Source organism: Nocardioides nitrophenolicus (assembly GCF_016907515.1).
GTDB lineage: Bacteria > Actinomycetota > Actinomycetes > Propionibacteriales > Nocardioidaceae > Nocardioides > Nocardioides nitrophenolicus.
The window spans coordinates 3,026,927-3,043,746 of sequence record NZ_JAFBBY010000001.1; the positions used below are offsets into that span (position 1 = coordinate 3,026,927).

Annotated in this window: 16 protein-coding genes; 13 read left to right on the forward strand and 3 right to left on the reverse strand. The window is 72.5% G+C overall.

Annotation, left to right across the window (positions count from 1 at the left end; translation table 11 throughout):
* Position 1: 1 nt before the first annotated feature.
* Genes JOD66_RS14730 through JOD66_RS14740 form a run of 3 tightly spaced genes read left to right on the forward strand, consistent with a single transcriptional unit; the run spans position 2 to position 2,935 of the window.
* Positions 2 to 841, forward strand: coding sequence for an enoyl-CoA hydratase/isomerase family protein (locus tag JOD66_RS14730; protein WP_204837595.1), 840 nt, complete (start codon positions 2 to 4; stop codon positions 839 to 841).
* 6 nt (positions 842 to 847) lie between these two features.
* Complete coding sequence (locus JOD66_RS14735; protein WP_204837596.1) at positions 848 to 1,897, forward strand: phosphotransferase family protein; 1,050 nt, start codon at positions 848 to 850, stop codon at positions 1,895 to 1,897.
* Between the two features lie 9 nt (positions 1,898 to 1,906).
* Positions 1,907 to 2,935 carry an Rv3169 family protein gene (locus JOD66_RS14740; protein WP_204837597.1) on the forward strand — a complete coding sequence of 343 codons (1,029 nt, stop codon included), beginning with the start codon at positions 1,907 to 1,909 and terminating at the stop codon, positions 2,933 to 2,935.
* Positions 2,936 to 3,034: 99 nt separating this feature from the next.
* Here the strand turns inward: JOD66_RS14740 and JOD66_RS14745 are convergent, their stop codons facing one another.
* The gene (locus JOD66_RS14745) at positions 3,035 to 3,898 is read right to left on the reverse strand and encodes an alpha/beta fold hydrolase (RefSeq protein WP_204837598.1); all 864 of its coding nucleotides are present in this window, start codon (positions 3,896 to 3,898) and stop codon (positions 3,035 to 3,037) included.
* Between the two features lie 201 nt (positions 3,899 to 4,099).
* On the opposite strand from JOD66_RS14745, the gene JOD66_RS14750 reads away from it, so the two are divergent.
* The 9 genes from JOD66_RS14750 to JOD66_RS14790 all read left to right on the forward strand — a co-directional run bounded on the left by JOD66_RS14750 (position 4,100) and on the right by JOD66_RS14790 (position 13,159).
* Complete coding sequence (locus JOD66_RS14750) at positions 4,100 to 4,897, forward strand: SDR family NAD(P)-dependent oxidoreductase (RefSeq protein WP_204837599.1); 798 nt, start codon at positions 4,100 to 4,102, stop codon at positions 4,895 to 4,897.
* Positions 4,890 to 6,761 (forward strand): AMP-binding protein, encoded by a 1,872-nt coding sequence (locus JOD66_RS14755; RefSeq protein WP_204837600.1) that lies wholly within the window; start codon positions 4,890 to 4,892, stop codon positions 6,759 to 6,761. The genes JOD66_RS14750 and JOD66_RS14755 overlap by 8 nt, the downstream gene beginning before the upstream one ends.
* 96 nt (positions 6,762 to 6,857) lie before the next feature.
* Entirely contained in the window at positions 6,858 to 7,712 is an 855-nt protein-coding gene (locus JOD66_RS14760; protein ID WP_204837601.1) for a branched-chain amino acid ABC transporter permease, read from the forward strand.
* Entirely contained in the window at positions 7,709 to 8,797 is a 1,089-nt protein-coding gene (locus JOD66_RS14765) for a branched-chain amino acid ABC transporter permease (protein ID WP_204837602.1), read from the forward strand. The genes JOD66_RS14760 and JOD66_RS14765 overlap by 4 nt, the downstream gene beginning before the upstream one ends.
* The gene (locus tag JOD66_RS14770) at positions 8,781 to 9,479 is read left to right on the forward strand and encodes an ABC transporter ATP-binding protein (RefSeq protein WP_205126396.1); all 699 of its coding nucleotides are present in this window, start codon (positions 8,781 to 8,783) and stop codon (positions 9,477 to 9,479) included. The genes JOD66_RS14765 and JOD66_RS14770 overlap by 17 nt, the downstream gene beginning before the upstream one ends.
* Positions 9,476 to 10,174 (forward strand): ABC transporter ATP-binding protein, encoded by a 699-nt coding sequence (locus JOD66_RS14775; RefSeq protein WP_204837603.1) that lies wholly within the window; start codon positions 9,476 to 9,478, stop codon positions 10,172 to 10,174. The genes JOD66_RS14770 and JOD66_RS14775 overlap by 4 nt, the downstream gene beginning before the upstream one ends.
* Before the next feature lie 51 nt (positions 10,175 to 10,225).
* The gene (locus JOD66_RS14780) at positions 10,226 to 11,446 is read left to right on the forward strand and encodes an ABC transporter substrate-binding protein (protein ID WP_204837604.1); all 1,221 of its coding nucleotides are present in this window, start codon (positions 10,226 to 10,228) and stop codon (positions 11,444 to 11,446) included.
* Positions 11,447 to 11,480: 34 nt separating this feature from the next.
* The gene (locus JOD66_RS14785) at positions 11,481 to 12,251 is read left to right on the forward strand and encodes a FadR/GntR family transcriptional regulator (RefSeq protein ID WP_204837605.1); all 771 of its coding nucleotides are present in this window, start codon (positions 11,481 to 11,483) and stop codon (positions 12,249 to 12,251) included.
* Between the two features lie 50 nt (positions 12,252 to 12,301).
* Positions 12,302 to 13,159: a PaaX family transcriptional regulator gene (locus JOD66_RS14790; protein WP_204837606.1), complete on the forward strand. Its 858-nt coding sequence runs from the start codon at positions 12,302 to 12,304 to the stop codon at positions 13,157 to 13,159.
* 21 nt (positions 13,160 to 13,180) lie between these two features.
* On the opposite strand, the gene JOD66_RS14795 is transcribed toward JOD66_RS14790, so the two are convergent.
* Positions 13,181 to 13,969: an SDR family NAD(P)-dependent oxidoreductase gene (locus JOD66_RS14795; RefSeq protein ID WP_204837607.1), complete on the reverse strand. Its 789-nt coding sequence runs from the start codon at positions 13,967 to 13,969 to the stop codon at positions 13,181 to 13,183.
* Between the two features lie 136 nt (positions 13,970 to 14,105).
* Here JOD66_RS14795 and JOD66_RS14800 point away from each other — a divergent pair, with 136 nt between their 5' ends.
* Entirely contained in the window at positions 14,106 to 15,728 is a 1,623-nt protein-coding gene (locus JOD66_RS14800; protein ID WP_204837608.1) for an AMP-binding protein, read from the forward strand.
* Here the strand turns inward: JOD66_RS14800 and JOD66_RS14805 are convergent.
* Positions 15,694 to 16,722, reverse strand: coding sequence for a helix-turn-helix transcriptional regulator (locus JOD66_RS14805; protein WP_204837609.1), 1,029 nt, complete (start codon positions 16,720 to 16,722; stop codon positions 15,694 to 15,696). The genes JOD66_RS14800 and JOD66_RS14805 overlap by 35 nt on opposite strands.
* Between the last annotated feature and the right edge of the window lie 98 nt (positions 16,723 to 16,820).

Sequence of the window (16,820 nt, forward strand, 5' to 3'; positions counted from 1 at the left end):
GATGACCGTGACCGACGAGAGGCCCGCCGTGGAGATCGACTTCCCCGAGCTCCAGGAGCTCACCTTCGAGGTGCTGCCCGGCGACATCGGGGTGCTGCGGATCAACCGGCCGGACCGGATGAACAGCCAGACCATCCGGATGTTCAGCGAGTACGGCGAGGCCGCCCTCGCGCTGCGTGACGTGCCGCTGCGCGCGCTGATCGTCACCGGTGCGGGCACGCGGGCGTTCTGCGCCGGCTTCGACCTCGACGAGATCCACGAGATCACCGAGATGGGCGTGCGCGAGTTCCTCAAGTTCCAGGAGACCGCGACCGGCGGCATCCAGGGGATCCACTTCCTGCCGTTCCCGGTGATCGCCGCGGTCCACGGACCCGCGACCGGCGGTGGGCTGGCCCTCGCGCTGGCCGCCGACATCCGGCTGTGCGACCCGGCCGCCAAGTTCAGCGCCGCCTTCGTCAAGGTCGGCCTCTCCGTCGGCGAGCTCGGCACGTCGTACCACCTGACCCGGCTGGTCGGGCCCGCGAAGGCCGCCGAGATCGGCTACACCGCGCGGATCGTGGGGGCCGAGGAGGCCGAGCGGATCGGCCTGGTCAACCGGGTGGTGCCGACCGACGAGCTGTTCGCCGCCGCCGTCGAGCTGGCCCAGGAGATCTCGCGGAACTCTCCCGCCGGGGTGCGGATGTCGAAGCGGGCGATCCAGCGCAACCTGGAGATCACGTCGTACGCCGCGGCGCTCGAGCTGGAGAACCGCGGCCAGGCGCTGATGACCCGGACCGACGACATGCCCGAGGCGCTGGCCGCGTTCAAGGAGAAGCGCGCCCCGCGCTTCACCGGCGAGTGAGCGCGGATGAGTGACTGGGACTGGAGCCCCGAGGAGCGGCACCGGCTGGCGGCCTTCCTGGAGCGGCACGACATCACCGCGGGGGAGGTGCTCACGAAGCCGATCGGCGACGGGCACTCCAACCTGACCTTCCTGGTGAGCGACGCGGAGGGCCGCCAGGCGGTCGTCCGCCGGCCGCCCCCGCCGCCGACGCCGCCGGGCGCCCACGACATGCTGCGCGAGGCCCGGCTGATCGGTGCGCTGGGCAGCACCGACGTGCCGGTCGCCCGCCTGCTCGCCACCGCGGAGGCCGGCGAGGTGATCGACGTCCACTTCTACGTGATGAGCTTCGCCGCGGGCCCGGTGGTCACGACGGCGACCCCCGCTCCGCTGGACACCCCGGCCGCCCGGCGGGCTGTCGGCGAGACCCTGGTCGACACCCTCGCCGACCTGCACGCCGTCGACTGGGCCGGCGCCGGGCTCGGCGATCTCGGCCGCCCCGAGGGGTTCAACGCCCGCCACCGCGCGCGGATGGCGCGCCTGGTCGCCGACGAGAACGGCGAGCCGCCGCCGCACTTCGCGGCGGTCGACGCCTGGCTGCAGGAGCACGTGCCGGCGGAGTCCGGGGCGACCATCGTGCACAACGACTACCGGATCGGGAATGTCGTGCTGTCCGCCGAGCGCCCCGGCGCGATCGCCGCGGTGCTCGACTGGGAGCTGGCCACCCTCGGCGACCCGCTGTTCGACCTCGGCTACTTCCTGGCCTCGGTGCCGGACGCGCCGCCGTACAACCCGACGCAGCGGCTCGGCCTGGCCATGCTCGAGGACGGCTATCCCGGACGCGACCAGCTCGCGGCGCGGTACGCCGAGCGGACCGGCGCCGATCTCGGCAACCTCGCCTGGTACACCACGCTCGCGCTGTGGAAGCTCGCCGTGCTCTACGAGTACGGCCACCGGCGTGCCGTGCGTGGCGTCGGCGACCCCTACTACGCCGACCAGCGGCTGGTGCAGTCCTTCCTGGAGGACGCGCACCGATCGGCCGGCCTGCCACCGCCCCCTCCCGCCCCCGAGTCCTGAGGAGTCCCGATGAGCAACCGCTCCTACGAGAAGTTCCACGACGAGATCATCCGGCCCGAGGAGGCCGCGGGCCTGCCCGAGCGCTTCTTCGACAGGTTCGTCTTCAACGTGCACCGCACCGACGCGACCACACCCTCGATCCTGTTCGGCCTCGGCCTGCACCCGGTGCGCGACACGGTCGACGGCTTCACGATCCTGTCCACGGCGACCGAGCAGCGCAACGTCCGCTATTCCACGGAGCTCTCGGCCACCGCGCCCGGCACCTGCGGCCCGTTCAGCTACGCCGTCCTCGAGCCCAACCAGACCTGGCGGGTCGCGCTCGGCGAGAACCCGACGGGACTGACCTTCGACCTGGTGTGGGAGGCCCGCACTCCCGCCTGGTGGGGCGACATCGACGTCACCAACAGCACGGGCGAGACCACGTCCTTCGCCCACCTCTTCCAGTCCGGCTGGGTGTCGGGCACGCTCGCCATCGACGGCGAGGAGCAGAAGGTCGAGCGCTGGTACAGCCAGCGCGACCGCTCGCGCGGCGTGCGCACCATGGCCGGCGGCCAGGGCCTGCACATCTGGTACCAGGCGCAGTTCGAGGACCGCTCGGTCGGCTTCCTGCTCGTCGAGTCCCGCGACGGCGGCCGGATCCTGCTCGAGGGTGCGGTGATGCACACCGACGGCACCCTCGACGAGATCATCGACGTCCGCCATGCCCTGGTCTTCGACGACCAGCTCGACCTGCGCTCCGGCCGGGTGCAGGTGACCACGGCGTCAGGCGCGGTCTACCCGATCGACACCGACGCGACCGCCGGTGGCGGCTACATGGCCGGCGGCGGGTACGGCGGCCACCACGGCAAGGCGCTGGGTCGCGACCACGTCGAGAGCGACGTCTATCCGCTCGACGGGTCGGTCACCCAGCGCACCCTCGACTCCTCGCTGACCGACCGGCTCTGTGCGTTCGACTGGGAGGGGCGGCCGGGCTCGGGGATCTTCGAGTTCGCGCTCACCCGGTCGTCGTCGTACGCCTACCGGCCGACGCTGGGCTGAGCGGGCGGGTCTTGCGTCGCACCCGGCATCCGGGTCGGTCCAGGGGCCGAATCACGACCCGGATGCCGGGTGCGACGACACCACCCGCGCCGGGGCTCCCTAGGCGGAGCGCGCGTGCAGCCAGGCGACCAGGTCCGCGGTGATCTGGTCGCGGTTGGTCTCGTTGAAGATCTCGTGCCGCGCCTCGGGGTAGAGCGTGACCGTCACGTCGGTGAGCCCCGCGTCGCGGTAGCGCTGGCCGAGCAGCTGCACCAGCTGGCCGGCGCCGGAGACGGGGTCCCCGTCGCCCGAGACGACGAGGAGCGGGAGGTCGCTCCGGATGCCGGCGAGAGCCGTGGGATCGGCCAGGCGGGCCGCCCCGGCGAACAGCTGCGGCACCGCGTCGTCGGGCAGGTCGAAGCCGCTGCGCGGGTCGGCGACGTAGGCGTCCACCTCGGCCTCGTCGCGCGAGAGCCACTCGTAGCCGGTGCGGTGCTCGAACCCGGCGTTGAACGCCTCCAGCCCGACCGGGCCCTCCGCCTGCGCCAGCTCGGCGGCGAGTACGTCGAGCGCGGTGGACCCGGAGAGCACCACGCCGGCGTACTGCGCCGAGTGGTCCAGGATCACCGTCTGCGCGGCGAAGGACCCCATCGAGTGCGCCACGAGGAAGAGCGGCAGGTCCGGGTGCTCGGCGCGCAGCGCGGCGCCGTAGTCGGCGACGTCGGCGACCAGCGCGGTGAAGTCGAAGTGCCCGAGCTCGTCGGGTGAGGCGACCGAGTCGCCGTGGCCGCGGTGGTCGACCGCGTGCACGACGTACCCGGCGGCGACCAGCGCCCGTGCGAGCCGATCGTAGCGCCGGCCGTGCTCGGCGATGCCGTGGGCGATCTGGACCACGCCCCGGGGCGAGGCGATCTCCTCGCCCCAGCCGCAGGTCGCGATCGCGGTGCCGTCGGTCGGCGAGGTGAAGCTGGCGGTGGTGGGCATGGGGCCTCCTGGGTCGCGGGGTGCTCATGCTGCCACCGTCCGCGACGTTCTACAGAAATCTGTAACGAGGGTTGCTTTCTGTCTAATGTCGGTCTACCTTCGTCACACCGCGCTGGGCGTGACTGGTGTCACACGGCGCTCAGAAAAGGTCTGAGATTCAACGACAGCGATGTTTCTGAACATTGCGGGACGGAGCGCACGATGGCGGCGGAGCCAGGTCAGCCGACGGGCGAGTTCGGCGGTCAGCGGGTGGTCGTCGCCGGAGGTACGTCGGGCGTCGGCCTGGCGACGGCGATCGCCTACGCCCTCGCGGGCTGCACCGACCTGGTGCTGGTCGGCCGGGACGAGCTGCGCGGCAAGCAGGCCGTCGAGACCGTCATGGAGTGCGCGCCGGCCGCCCGGGTCGAGTTCGTCTCCGCGGACCTCAACACCGCCGAGGGCGCGCTCGCAGCAGCGGCGAGCGCCCACCGGACGCTCGGTGGCATCGACGTGCTGGTCTGCTCCACGGTCGCGCCCTACCAGCCGACCCTGCTGCACGACATCGCGATCGAGCAGCTGCGCGACGTGCTGGTCGAGCAGGCGCTCGGACCGCTGCTGATGACCCGGGCCGTGCTGCCGTTCATGCGCGAGGCCGGAGCCGGCGCCATCGTCACCATCGCCAGCGACGCCGCGAAGGTGCCGACGCCGGGAGAGACCGGCATCGGCGCCGCGATGGCCGCGATCGTGACGTTCTCGCAGACCCTCGCGGTGGAGGCCAAGCGCGACGGCATCCGGGTCAACGTGCTGACGCCGTCGCTGATCGTCAACACCGCGTCGTACGACCGGGCGATGGCGCAGGAGTTCAGCAAGCGGATCTTCGACAAGATCGTCCGGCAGGCCGCCCTCGGCCTCACCGAGCCCGAGGACCTGGCCGAGGCCGCGCTCTTCCTCACCTCGCCGCGGTCGCGGCGGATCACCGGCCAGGTGCTCAGCGTCAACGGAGGGATCTCCGTTGCCTGAGCCGCGCCGGCTGCGGCTGCGCACGCCGAGCGACGTCGCCGCGGTCGAGGCCGAGGGCGGCGCCGGGCTGCTGCCCGCCACGACGATCCTCGACTGCCTGCGGCACGTCGCCCGGGAGCACCCCGAGAAGGCCGCGATCATCCAGGTCGAGGAGCCCGATCTCCTCACCCCCGAGCGGGTCCTCGACTACCGCACCCTGGTCGGCGACATCGAGGCGAGCGCCAATCTGTTCCGCCACCTGGCCGGCGCGGCGCCGGCGGTCGTCGGGGTGATGCTGCCGATGGTGCCCGAGGGACTCAGTGCGCTGTGGGGTGCGCAGACCGCCGGGATCGGCGTACCCCTCAACCCCTTCCTGGACCTCGCGCCGGTCGCGGCGATCCTGGCTCGCACCCGCGCGACCACGCTGGTCACGACTCGCGACGTCCTCGACGCCAAGGGCGGTGTCGGCGCGCTGCGGGAGCTGGTGCCGAGCCTGGTCGAGGTGCTGTACGTCGACGACGCCGACCCGGCCCTGGACCTCGCCACGCGCGCCGGCGCGCACCGGGGCGGCCTGGCGTTCGAGCCCGACCCGGACCCGGGGCGCGACTCCCTGGTCATGCCGACCGGTGGGACGACCGGCGCGCCCAAGCTGGTCCGGATGTCCCAGGCCGGGCAGCTCCGGGTCGGCTGGAACGTCGGCGCGCTGATGGGCAACGAGCCCGACGGCGTCACCGCGCACGGCATGCCCAACTTCCACTGCGGCGGCACCATCTCGCTGGGCCTGCGCACCGTCCTGTTCGGCGGCACCCTGCTGACCCTCACCCGGGTGGGCTTCCGCTCGCGGCAGGTGGTCGAGGCGTTCTGGGACATCGCCCGGCGCTACGGGGTGACCTCGCTGCTCGCTACGCCCACCACCGCGCTGGCGCTCCTGCACGGCGCAGGCAATGCCGCGGGCTGCGTCATCCGCGACTTCCACTGCGGAGGCAGCGCGGTGCCCATGGAGCTGGTCCGGGGCTTCCACGAGCGCTTCGGGATCTGGCTGCGCGAGAACTGGGGGATGACCGAGCTGCACGGCACCACCACCGGGCACTTCGACGGCACCCGCGAGCCACTCGTCGGCTCCGTCGGGCGCCCGCTGCCCTTCGTCCGGGTGAAGGCGGTCGAGCTCGACGCCGAGGGCCGGTGGCTGCGGGACTGCGCGGTCGGCGAGCGCGGCGTGCTGCTCACCGGGACCCCCACGGCGTGCGCGGGCTACCTGGACGGCTCGCTCGACCGGGAGCTGTTCCCGACCGGCGTCCCCGGCGAGCTGCCCGCCGGCGCCCGCTGGGTCGACACGGGCGACCTCGGGATGGTGGACGAGACCGGCCATGTGTGGGTGTTCGGCCGGGCCAAGGACCTGATCATCCGCGGCGGGCACAACATCGACCCGAAGGAGATCGAGGACGCACTGATCGCGCATCCCTCGGTCCAGCTCGCCGCCGCGGTGGGGCGGCCCGACCTCGCCAAGGGCGAGCTCCCGGTCGCCTACGTCCAGGCGCGCGCGGGCGTCGTGCCCGATCCTGTGGAGCTGCTGGCGCACTGCCGTGAGCACGTCCACGAGCGCGCCGCCGTCCCGGTGGAGGTGATCGTCGTCGACGAGATGCCGCTGACCCCGGTGGGCAAGATCGCGAAGCCGGTGCTGCGCGCCGACGCGGTCACCCGGGTCGTCGGCGACATCGCCCGGTCCCACGACGCGACGGCGACGGTGCGCCTCGACCAGTCCGGGCCGCGGCTCGGCGTCGACGTGACCGTCACCGTGCCGGGCGTCGAGGAGGAGCTGCGGCGCGCGGTCGCGGGCTTCGAGTTCGCCACCCGGGTGCTGCTCGCCGACGCGGGAGCCCGCTAGCCCCGGGCGTCCCCACTCCCACCCCGACCACGGGCCGACCGGTCCGCGGGCGGTCCGTCCTACCCACTCTCTCCCTCGGCCACCACTGGAGGTGCCATGTTCGTCCAGGTGCTGAACGGTCTCGCGTTCGGCGTCCTTCTCCTCGTCCTCTCCTCGGGACTGGCGTTGATCTTCGGGCTCCGCGGCGTCGTCAACTTCGCCCACGGCGCGATCTACATGCTGGCGGCGTACGTCGGCCTGTCGGTGTCCGACCGGACGTCCTTCTGGTTCGCGCTGCTCACGGTGCCGGTGCTGCTCGCCGGCGCCGGCCTGCTGGTGGACCGCTACGGCCTGCGCTTCCTGGTCGGTCGCAGCCCGCTCGACATGGTGCTGCTGACCTTCGGCATCACCTTCGTGGTGGCCGACGTCGTGCAGACCTTCTGGGGCACCCAGGCCCGGACCATCGATCCGCCGGCCGTGCTGGCGGGCAGCACCGACCTCGGGTTCGCGACCTACCCGACGTACCGGCTGTTCGTGATCGTGATGGGTCTCCTGGTGTGCGCCGGGCTGATGGCCTGGCTGCGGTTCTCGCGGACCGGCCTGTTCGTGCGGGCAGCCGGTGACGACCGGGTCACCTCCGGTGCGATGGGCATCAACGTGGACCGGGTCAGTGCGACGGTCGTGGCGCTCGGCTTCGGCCTGGCCGGCCTGGCGGGGGTGCTCGCGGGTCCGTACCTGACCCTGTCACCCGCCATGGGCACCGAGATCCTGATCACCACCTTCATCGTGGTCGTGGTCGGCGGCCTCGGCAGCATCGGCGGACCGATGGTCGCGGCGCTGCTGATCGGCCTCGCGAACTCGCTCGCCACGGTGCAGGCCCCCACGCTGGCGGCCTACGTGCCCTACCTGCTGATGCTGGTGGTCCTCCTCCTGCGCCCGCAGGGCATCGCCGGAAGGAGGACGGCGCTGTGAGCGGCACGCCGACCGTCGCGGACACCCTGCGCCGCCGCAACCGGACCGCGCGCTGGCAGGCCCTGGCCTGGCTGGTGCTCGCCGTCGCCGGGCTCGGCGCCCCTTGGGTGATCTCGCTCTACCAGCTCCAGCTCGCGCAGCAGGCGATGGTGATGGGCCTGCTCGCCCTCAGCATCGGCTGGCTGCTGCGGCAGACCGGGCAGCTGAGCTTCGGCCACGCCGCCTTCTACGGCATCGCCGGCTACGCGACGTCGTACGTCGCCCAGGAGGCGGACCTGCCGATCGGGCTGACCCTGCTGGCCGGCATCGCGTGCGGCACCCTCGCGGCGTTCGTCGTCGGGCTGGTGACCATCCGGGTGCCGGGCATCGCCTTCGCGATGCTCACGCTCGCCATCGGCATGCTGGTCTGGGTCGCCGGCGGCCAGCTGCACTCGGTCACCCGCGGCGCCGACGGGCTCAACGTCTCGCTCGACGGCACGCTGCTCGGCAAGGACGTCGTGATGTACGGCAACCCGGTCGAGGCCTGGCCGCTGGTCTGGGGCGTGCTGATGGCCGTGGTGGCGGCGCTGTGGGCCCTCAGTCGCACCACGTGGGGCCGCCGGCTCGCGTCGATCCGCGACAACGAGGAGCGGATGCGCTTCTCCGGCTACGCGACCTACTGGCCACGGGTGGTGGCGTTCACCGTCTCCGGCGCGGTGGCCGGCCTCGCCGGCACCCTCAACCTGGTCACCACCAGCTTCATCTCGCTCTCGGCGCTGTTCTGGTCGACGTCCGGCATCGCGCTCATCGTCGCCGTGATCGGCGGCGTGCGCAGCGTGCTCGGCCCGCCGCTCGGGGCGGTGCTCTTCGTGGTGCTGCAGAACTCGCTGGCCGGCAGCGGCAACCACTACCAGGCCGTGATCGGCGTGGTCCTGATCGTCGTGGTGCTCGTGGCTCCCGGCGGCTGCGTCGAGCTCGTCGAGCGCGCGGCCGCCGCGGCGCGGCGGCGCCTGTCCCGTCGTCCCCGGAAGGAGGCCGGCATGCCCGTCGTCCCCACCCCCACTCCCACCCCCGACCGAGGAGGTCGTCGTGCTGCGGCTCGATGAGCTGTCCTTCGCCTACGGCAGCGTGAAGGCCGTCGACCAGGTGTCCCTCGACGTCGTCGAGGGGTCCATCCACGGCCTGATCGGGCCGAACGGCGCGGGCAAGAGCACCTGCATCGACCTGATCTCGGGCCGCCGGCGACCGACGAGCGGCACCGTGAGGTTCCGCGACCGCGACATCACCCGGCTCGCGGCGCCACGACGCCGGCACGCCGGGATCGCCCGGTCCTTCCAGCGGATCAGCGTGTACGCCGACCTGACCGTCGCCGACCAGCTCGACATCGCGAGCCGGCTGGTCAGGGAGCGCGACGTCGACGCGGTCGTCGAGGCGCTGGCGCTCGGTCCGTGCCTGGCGCACACCCCCGCCGAGATCGGGTACGGCGAGCAGCGGCGGGTCGACATCGCCCTGGCCCTCCTCGGCGCGCCGGACCTCGTCCTGCTCGACGAGCCGGCGGCGGGGCTGTCCCGCGAGGAGAGCATCTCGCTGGCCGACCACCTCGCGGCGCTGGTCCGCGAGCGCGGGATGACGGTGGTCCTCGTCGAGCACCACCTCGAGGTGGTCTACCGCGTGTGCGACCGGCTGACCGTGCTCGAGCAGGGCGCGGTGATCGCCGACGGCGACCCGCAGCAGGTCCGTCGCGATCCCCGGGTCGTCGAGGCCTACCTGGGCAGGAGCGCGGCATGAGCAGCGTGCTGAGCTTCGCGGGCGTGCGCGCCTACTACGACGACGCGCTGATCCTCGACGGGCTGGACTTCGAGGTCGAGGAGGGCGAGTCCTTCGCGCTCCTCGGGCCCAACGGCGTCGGCAAGACGACCAGTCTCAACACCATGTTCGGCATCGCCCACCTGCGGGACGGCGCGATCACCATCGGCGGCCGGCCGCTGCGGGGCCGCAGGCCGCACGAGGCCGCGGCGCTCGGCGCGGCGCTGGTGCCGCAGGGCAGGTGGATCCTGTCGTCGCTGACGGTCGAGGAGAACCTCGTCGTCGGCTCCGCGCCGCGCCGCAAGGGACCGTGGGATCTCGCGGCGGTGTACGCGATGTTCCCCGACCTCGCGGAGCGGCGCGGCTCGCTGGGGACCCATCTTAGCGGCGGTCAGCAGCAGATGCTGGCCATCGGCCGAGCGCTGATGTCGAACCCTCGCGTCCTCCTCCTCGACGAGCCGTCCGAAGGACTCGCGCCCGTCGTCATCGATCTTCTCGGGGACTGCCTCGCCGGCCTGAAGGCCGCGGGGACGTCGATGCTGCTCATCGAGCAGCGCCTGGACCTCGTCACCCGTCTCGCCGACCGGTACGCCGTACTGCTCAAGGGCGAGACGGTCGCCGAGGGCCGCATCGAAGAAACCACGACCGAGACGCTGCGTGAGCTCGTCGGGGTCTGACCCGCTGGACCGGCCGATCAGCCGATCGGCCGACCTGATTGGAGAAGAAGCATGAAGAACAAGCGAGTCCTCCTCGGCGCCGCGCTCAGCGGGCTGATGATCGCGGCCGCGGGCTGCTCGGGTGGAGCGGCCAGCAGTGGCAAGCAGGACGCGGACGGCCCGCTCCGGATCGCGGTGGTGACCCCGGAGTCGGGTCCCTACGCCGCGTACGGCGAGGAGCAGCGCAAGGGCATCCAGTTCGCCGCCGACCAGGCCAATGCCGACGGCGGCATCGACGGGCACGAGATCGAGCTCGAGTTCGCCGACGACCTCGGCACCCCGGAGGGGGCGCTGGCGGCCGCGCAGCGACTGGTGCAGGAGAAGAACGCCCGCTTCGTGATCGGCATGGTGTCCTCGCCGGAGATGGCCGCGGTCACCCCGAAGCTCGAGGCCTGGGACGCGGTGATGATCGGCACCCAGGGACAGAGCGACGACCTGACCGGGAAGTCCTGCACCTCGCGGTACTTCCGGGTGACCGCCAACGACAGCGCGGGCATCAACACGCTCGCCTACTGGCTCACCAAGGAGGACGAGCCGCAGTGGGACAGCATCGCCGCCGACTACTCCTTCGGCCAGGCCAGCACCGCCGGCGTCGAGAGGACGCTCGAGAGTGACGGGAGCAAGCTCGGCGTCAAGCTGTTCTCGCCGCTCGGCACCACCGACTTCGGCAGCTACCTGAGCCAGCTCAGCGGCAAGGGTGGGCTGGTCGTCTCGCTCGCCGGCGGCGACGCGATCAACTTCCTCAAGCAGGCCCTGCAGTTCGGCGTGCTCCAGAAGTACGACAAGGTCCTGGTCAACACCGGACTGTCGTCGACCACGCTCGCGGCGCTCGACGACGAGCGGCTGGTCGGCGCGCTGGGGACCAACTCCTGGATCCCGACCGCCGACAACGAGGGCACCCGGGCGTTCGTCGAGGCCTACCGGGACGAGAACGGCGTGGCGCCGACGGAGAACATCGGCAACGGCTATCTCGGCATGCAGGCGATCTTCGCGGCCGTCGAGAAGGCGGGCAGCGTGGTGCCGGCCGACGTGGCGAAGGCGCTGGAGGGACTGACCTTCGACTCCATCCAGGGTGAGGTCACGCTGCGGGCCGAGGACCACCAGATCGAGGCACCGACCTACGTCGGCACCGTCGAGAAGACCGACGACGGCTCCCTCCAGCTGGTCGCCACGGAGGCGATCCCGGCCTCGGAGAACAACCCGGAGCCCAACCCGGCCTGCAGCCTGGGCTGACGGCGCCGGTGACGAGAGGGCGGGGGTGGCGCGGATGACCAAGGTCGTGGGCCCACCCCCGTCCGCCACGGATCGGACCACGCTCGGGCTGCTGCACGTGCCGAAGGCGAGCGACGTGCTGGCCGAGGACCTGGCCGCGCGGATCAGCAGCGGCGAGCTGGCCGAGGGGGACCTGCTGCCTCCGGAGCGCAGCCTGGTCGCGCAGACCGGGCTGAGCCGCACCTCGGTGCGCGAGGCGCTGCGGGTGCTGGAGGTGCGCGGCTTCCTGGAGATCCGGGCGGGGCGCGGCGGCGGCGCCGTCGTACGCCGGCCGACGGGGCACCTGCTCGCGGACTCGGTCCGGCTCGTCGTCCGGGGCTCCCAGGTGTCGCTGGCGGCGCTGCTGCAGACCCGGGCGACGGTCGAGCCGCCGTGCGCCGGCCTCGCCGCGCTGCGGCGTACGCCGGCGGGACTGCGGCAGCTCGAGGAGAGCAACCGGCTGATGTCGGCGACCAGCGAGGTCAGCGGCTTCCTGCGGGCCAATGTGGACTGGCACATGACGGTCGCGCGGGAGTCCGGCAACGAGCTGCTCTCCGGCCTGATGGAGGCGCTGGCCGAGCTGATCTACGACTCCACCGGCGTGGTCGGCCAGGTCGACGCGCGGGTGCGCACCGAGACCTGCCGTGCGCACCAGGCGATCACCGCCGCCGTCCGCTCGGGCGACCGGGCGCTGGCGCGGCACCGGATGGCGCGCCACGTCGAGGCCTACGTGGCCGGGATCGGCGACGGGGCCCTGCTCGACTGGACCGGGTCCGACGCGCCTTGACCGGTGGGCCTCGCGCGGGCGGCCGGGCCGGGGCTGGTTGCATGTGCTCCATGGCCGACGCACTGGTACTGCCGAGCCAGCGGGGGGAGCAGCCCCTGCTGCCGCCCCCGAGCGCGCGCTCGCTGCTGCTGACGCTCGCCGGCGAGATGCTCCCGGACCGGCCCGAGGGGGCGTGGACGACCGCGCTGCTGCAGGTCCTCGGCGGGCTGGGGATCGAGGACCACGCCGGCCGGCAGGTGCTCGCCCGCTCGGCCGCCGCCGGCTGGCTGGACCGCGAGCGGGTCGGCCGCTCGGTCCGCTGGCAGCTCGCCGCGCACGGCCGGGAGCTGGTGGCCGAGGGCGTACGCCGCTCGGAGACCTATCTCGCGGCCGACGATTCCTGGGACGGGCGCTGGCTGTTCCTGTTCGTGAGCGTGCCGCAGCAGCAGCGCACCACCCGCAAGCGGCTGTACGGCGGCCTGGACTGGCTCGGCATGGGCAACCCGACACCCGGGCTGTGGGTCAGTCCCCACAACGAGCGGGTGCCGGAGCTGCAGCGACTGGTCGCCGACCTCGGTCTCGAGGACACCGCGGTGGCCGTGGCCGGACCCACGGTCGGCGTGGGGCTCACCGAGGCCGAGCTGGTCGAGCGGTCCTGGGACCTGCGTGAGCTGGCGGAGCAGTACCGCCGCTTCATCGACCAGGTCTCCGCCGCGCCCGAGCCCGCCGGCGCGGACGCGATCCTGCTCAGCTATCTCGACCTGCTCAACCTGCAGCAGCGCTTCATGCGGCGCGACCCGCAGCTGCCCTCGGCGCTGCTGCCGGAGTGGGTCGGCCGCGAGGCCGCGGCCCTGCTGCGCGAGCGCCGCCGGAGCTGGGCCCGCAAGGCCCATGCCCGGTTCTGGCAGATCGTCGACGAGTCCGCCTGATGCAGGTCGAGCCCGCCGCCCTCACACGATGGAGACACCGCCGTTGACGCTGATCGCCTGACCGGTGACCCGGGCCGCCGCCGGACCGCACAGGAAGACGGCCATCGCGGCCAGGTCGGCGGGCTCGGCGACGCCGAGGTGCGCCTGGCTGGCGGCCTTCTCGAAGAGCTTCTTGCTGAAGCCGTCACTCAGCACGTTGGCGGCCGTCGCGGTGCCGGCGATCAACGACGGGGTCAACACGTTGACCCGGACGCCGTTGCGCTTCGCCTCGAGCGCCGCGACCCGGCTGTAGACGACGATCGCGGCCATCGCCGCGCCGAGCGCGGCCTCGCCGGGCGTCGGGACCTTCGCGGCGTCCGAGGCGATGGCGACGACGCTGCCGCCGCCCTGCTCCTGCAGGTAGGGCAGCACGGTCCGGGTCAGCAGCATCGGCGGCAGCGCCTGGCCGACCAGGATCCGCTCGATGTCGGCGGGGTCGGTGCGGTGCAGCAGCTCGGGGCGGTACGCCGTCGTGGTCGAGCAGACCAGCGCGTCCAGCCCGTCGAGCCGCTCGTGGGCGGTTCCCACGGCGTCGACGACCTGGCTCAGCTCGCCGGCGTCGCAGGCGAGGAACTCGACGCGCGCGTCGGGGCAGCGCTCGGCGACCCGCTCGCGGGCCGCGGCGCCGCGGCCCGGGTCGCGGCCGAGCAGGGCGATCCGGCGGACCCCCGCGTCGGCGAAGGCCTCCGCGGTCGCCAGGCCGACGCCGGAGGTGCCGCCGGCGACGAGAACGGCCGAGTCGGCGTACGAGCGGACGAGCGGGACGGTCATGCGGGCCTCCTGTTGATTTCTACAAGTATGGGCACTGAGTGCCCTTGATTGTCGAGCGTTATGGTCTTACCTTTTGGGTGATGCGGGTCACAAGATGGTGTTCCCGCGACCCGATGACGACCCACAGGAGCGGACCATGCTGAAGACCTCCCACTGGCCGGCCGAGCCGGGCGACGTGCGCGCGGTCACCGTGTGCGAGGTGCTGCGCCACGCGGCCGAGACGGTCCCGGACCGGCTCGCCCTGGTCGACTGCGTCGCCGAGCCGGAGCGTCGCCGGAGCTGGACCTACGCCGACCTGGTCGCCGACGCCGAGCGGGCCGCGCGGGCGCTGCTCCAGCGCTACCGCCGCGGCGACCGGATCGCGGTGTGGGCGCCCAACAGCGCCGACTGGATCGTGCTCCAGCACGGCGTCGCCATGGCCGGCATGGTCCTGGTGGCGCTCAACCCGGCGTACCGGACCCGCGAGATGGCCTTCGTGCTGCGCCAGTCCGGGGCGGTCGCGGTGTTCTGCGTCGACGAGTACCGCGGCTTCGAGATGCGCGCGCTGGTCGAGGGCATCCGCGACGAGCTCCCCGACCTCCACGACGTGCACTCCTTCGGCGAGTGGTCGGCCTTCCTCGACAGCGCGGACCCGGCGACGAGCCTGCCGGCGATCGATCCCGAGGACATGATCCAGGTCCAGTACACCTCGGGCACGACCGGCTTCCCCAAGGGCGCGATGCTGCACCACATGGGCCTGGTCAACGAGGCCACCTTCGTGGCCGAGCGCGCGGACTTCGCCGACGGCGACGTCTACGTCAACGCGATGCCGATGTACCACATCGGCGGCGGTGCGGTGACCTCCTTCGGCGCCTGGGCCAAGCGCGGCACCTTCGTCCTGCTGCCCGGGTTCGACCCCGCGCACCTGCTCGAGGCGATCGAGACCTACCGCGGCACGCACTCGCTCGTCGTACCGACGATGCTGATCGCGATGCTCGACCACCCCGACGCCGCGACCCGCGACCTCGGCTCCTTCAAGACGGTCCTCAGTGGCGCCGCCTCGGTGCCGGCGGCGCTGGTGCGGCGCACGATCAGCCAGCTGGGCTGCCAGTTCACCATCCTGTTCGGGCAGACCGAGACGCACGGCGTGATCAGCCAGACCCGGGTGACCGACTCGCCCGAGGACCAGGCCGACACGGTCGGCCAGCCGCTGCCGCGGCTCGAGGTCAAGATCGCCGACCCGGCGTCGGGGGAGCCGCTGCCGACCGGCGTCGCCGGCGAGATCTGCGTGCGCGGCTACCAGAACATGCGCGGCTACTACGACCTGCCCGGCGAGACCGCGATGACCATCGACGCCGACGGCTGGCTGCACATGGGCGACATCGGCTCCATGGACGAGCGCGGCTTCCTGCGCGTGACCGGGCGGGCCAAGGACATGATCGTCCGCGGCGGGATGAACCTCTACCCCGCGGAGATCGAGGCGGTCCTGCTCGACCATCCCGCGATCGAGACCGCCGCCGTGATCGGCGTTCCCGACGAGAAGTGGGGCGAGCAGGTCGGGGCGGTGCTGTGCGTCCGGGCCGGGCACGACCGGCCGACCGTCGCCGAGCTGACCGCCTTCGTCCGCGAGCAGATCGCGCCCCACAAGGCGCCGACGTACTGGTCCTTCGTCGAGGAGCTGCCGATGACGCCGACCGGGAAGATCCAGAAGTTCGTGCTGCGCGACCGGATCGACGCCGGGTCGCTCACCTTCGACGAGGTTCGGCAGGCGACGATCTGACCAGCCCCCGGAGGGCGTCCGGAGTGGTGCCGGTCCAGGTCTTGAAGGATCGATAGAAGGAGTTGGTGTCGGCGTAGCCGAGCAGGTACGCCACGTCGGACGTGCGCAGGTCGGGGCGAGCGAGGTAGTGACGCGCCAGGTCCTCGCGCGTCCGGGCGAGGACGGACTGGAACGAGGTGCCCTCGGCGTTGAGCCGGCGTTGGAGGGTGCGAGCGCTGACGTTCAGTCGCGAGGTGACGGCCGCGATGGAGGGGTCGCCGGCCGGCAGTGCTTCGTGCAGGGCCGCACGAACGCGGTCGGCCACCGTCGCGCCCGCCTCGAGATCGAAGAGCCGGCGGCGCAGCTCCGGCGCGAACACGCGCCACATGGTCTCGTTCTCCGTCAGGAACGGCCGCGCGGCGTCGAGGCCGCTGAAGGTGATGGAAGGCAGCTCGGCGACGGTGGGCCGGACGCCCAGGAACTCGGTGAGGCTCGGGCTGCGCTCGATCCACCGGGGGAGGGTGGCCGCGACCGGTCCGACCTTCTCGCGGGTCCCGATGCGTGCCAGCGCCATCCAGAAGACCAGCTCCGCGGTGGCCAGAAGCGGCGGCGGGTCCTCTCCGAGGGGCCAGCGGTAGGTGATGGTGAGACGACCGGACGCGTCGGTCTCGACGTCGGTCCGCAACGGGCCGATGAGGGGCTTGTGCGCGGCCAGGCGGGTGGCGGCGGTGGCGAGGTCGCCGCTGCACAGCGCAGCGAAGATCGGGGGCGAGAACAGGTCGACCGAGATGGCGTTGCCGATCGCGACCGCTGTGTCCGTGCGACCGGCCGACGCGGCTTCGTCGTCGATGGCGCGCCAGAAGGCGTAGTACTCGGCGACCGTGAGCTCGATCGGTCGCTCCGCGAACAGCTGCCCGGGGAGACGCGCACGCTTCAGTACCCGCGGCACCGACAGGTCGAGGTCGCGCAGGAGTGCCCTCATCATGGGGTCCACGTCGAACCGTTCTCCGGCCATGGGCCTGAGGCTACGCCTCGCGGCTCGCGAGGTGACCTGCGTCAAGCGCCTGCTCACTCGCAGATCACGACACCGGCGGCGTTGGCGCGAGATGCGGG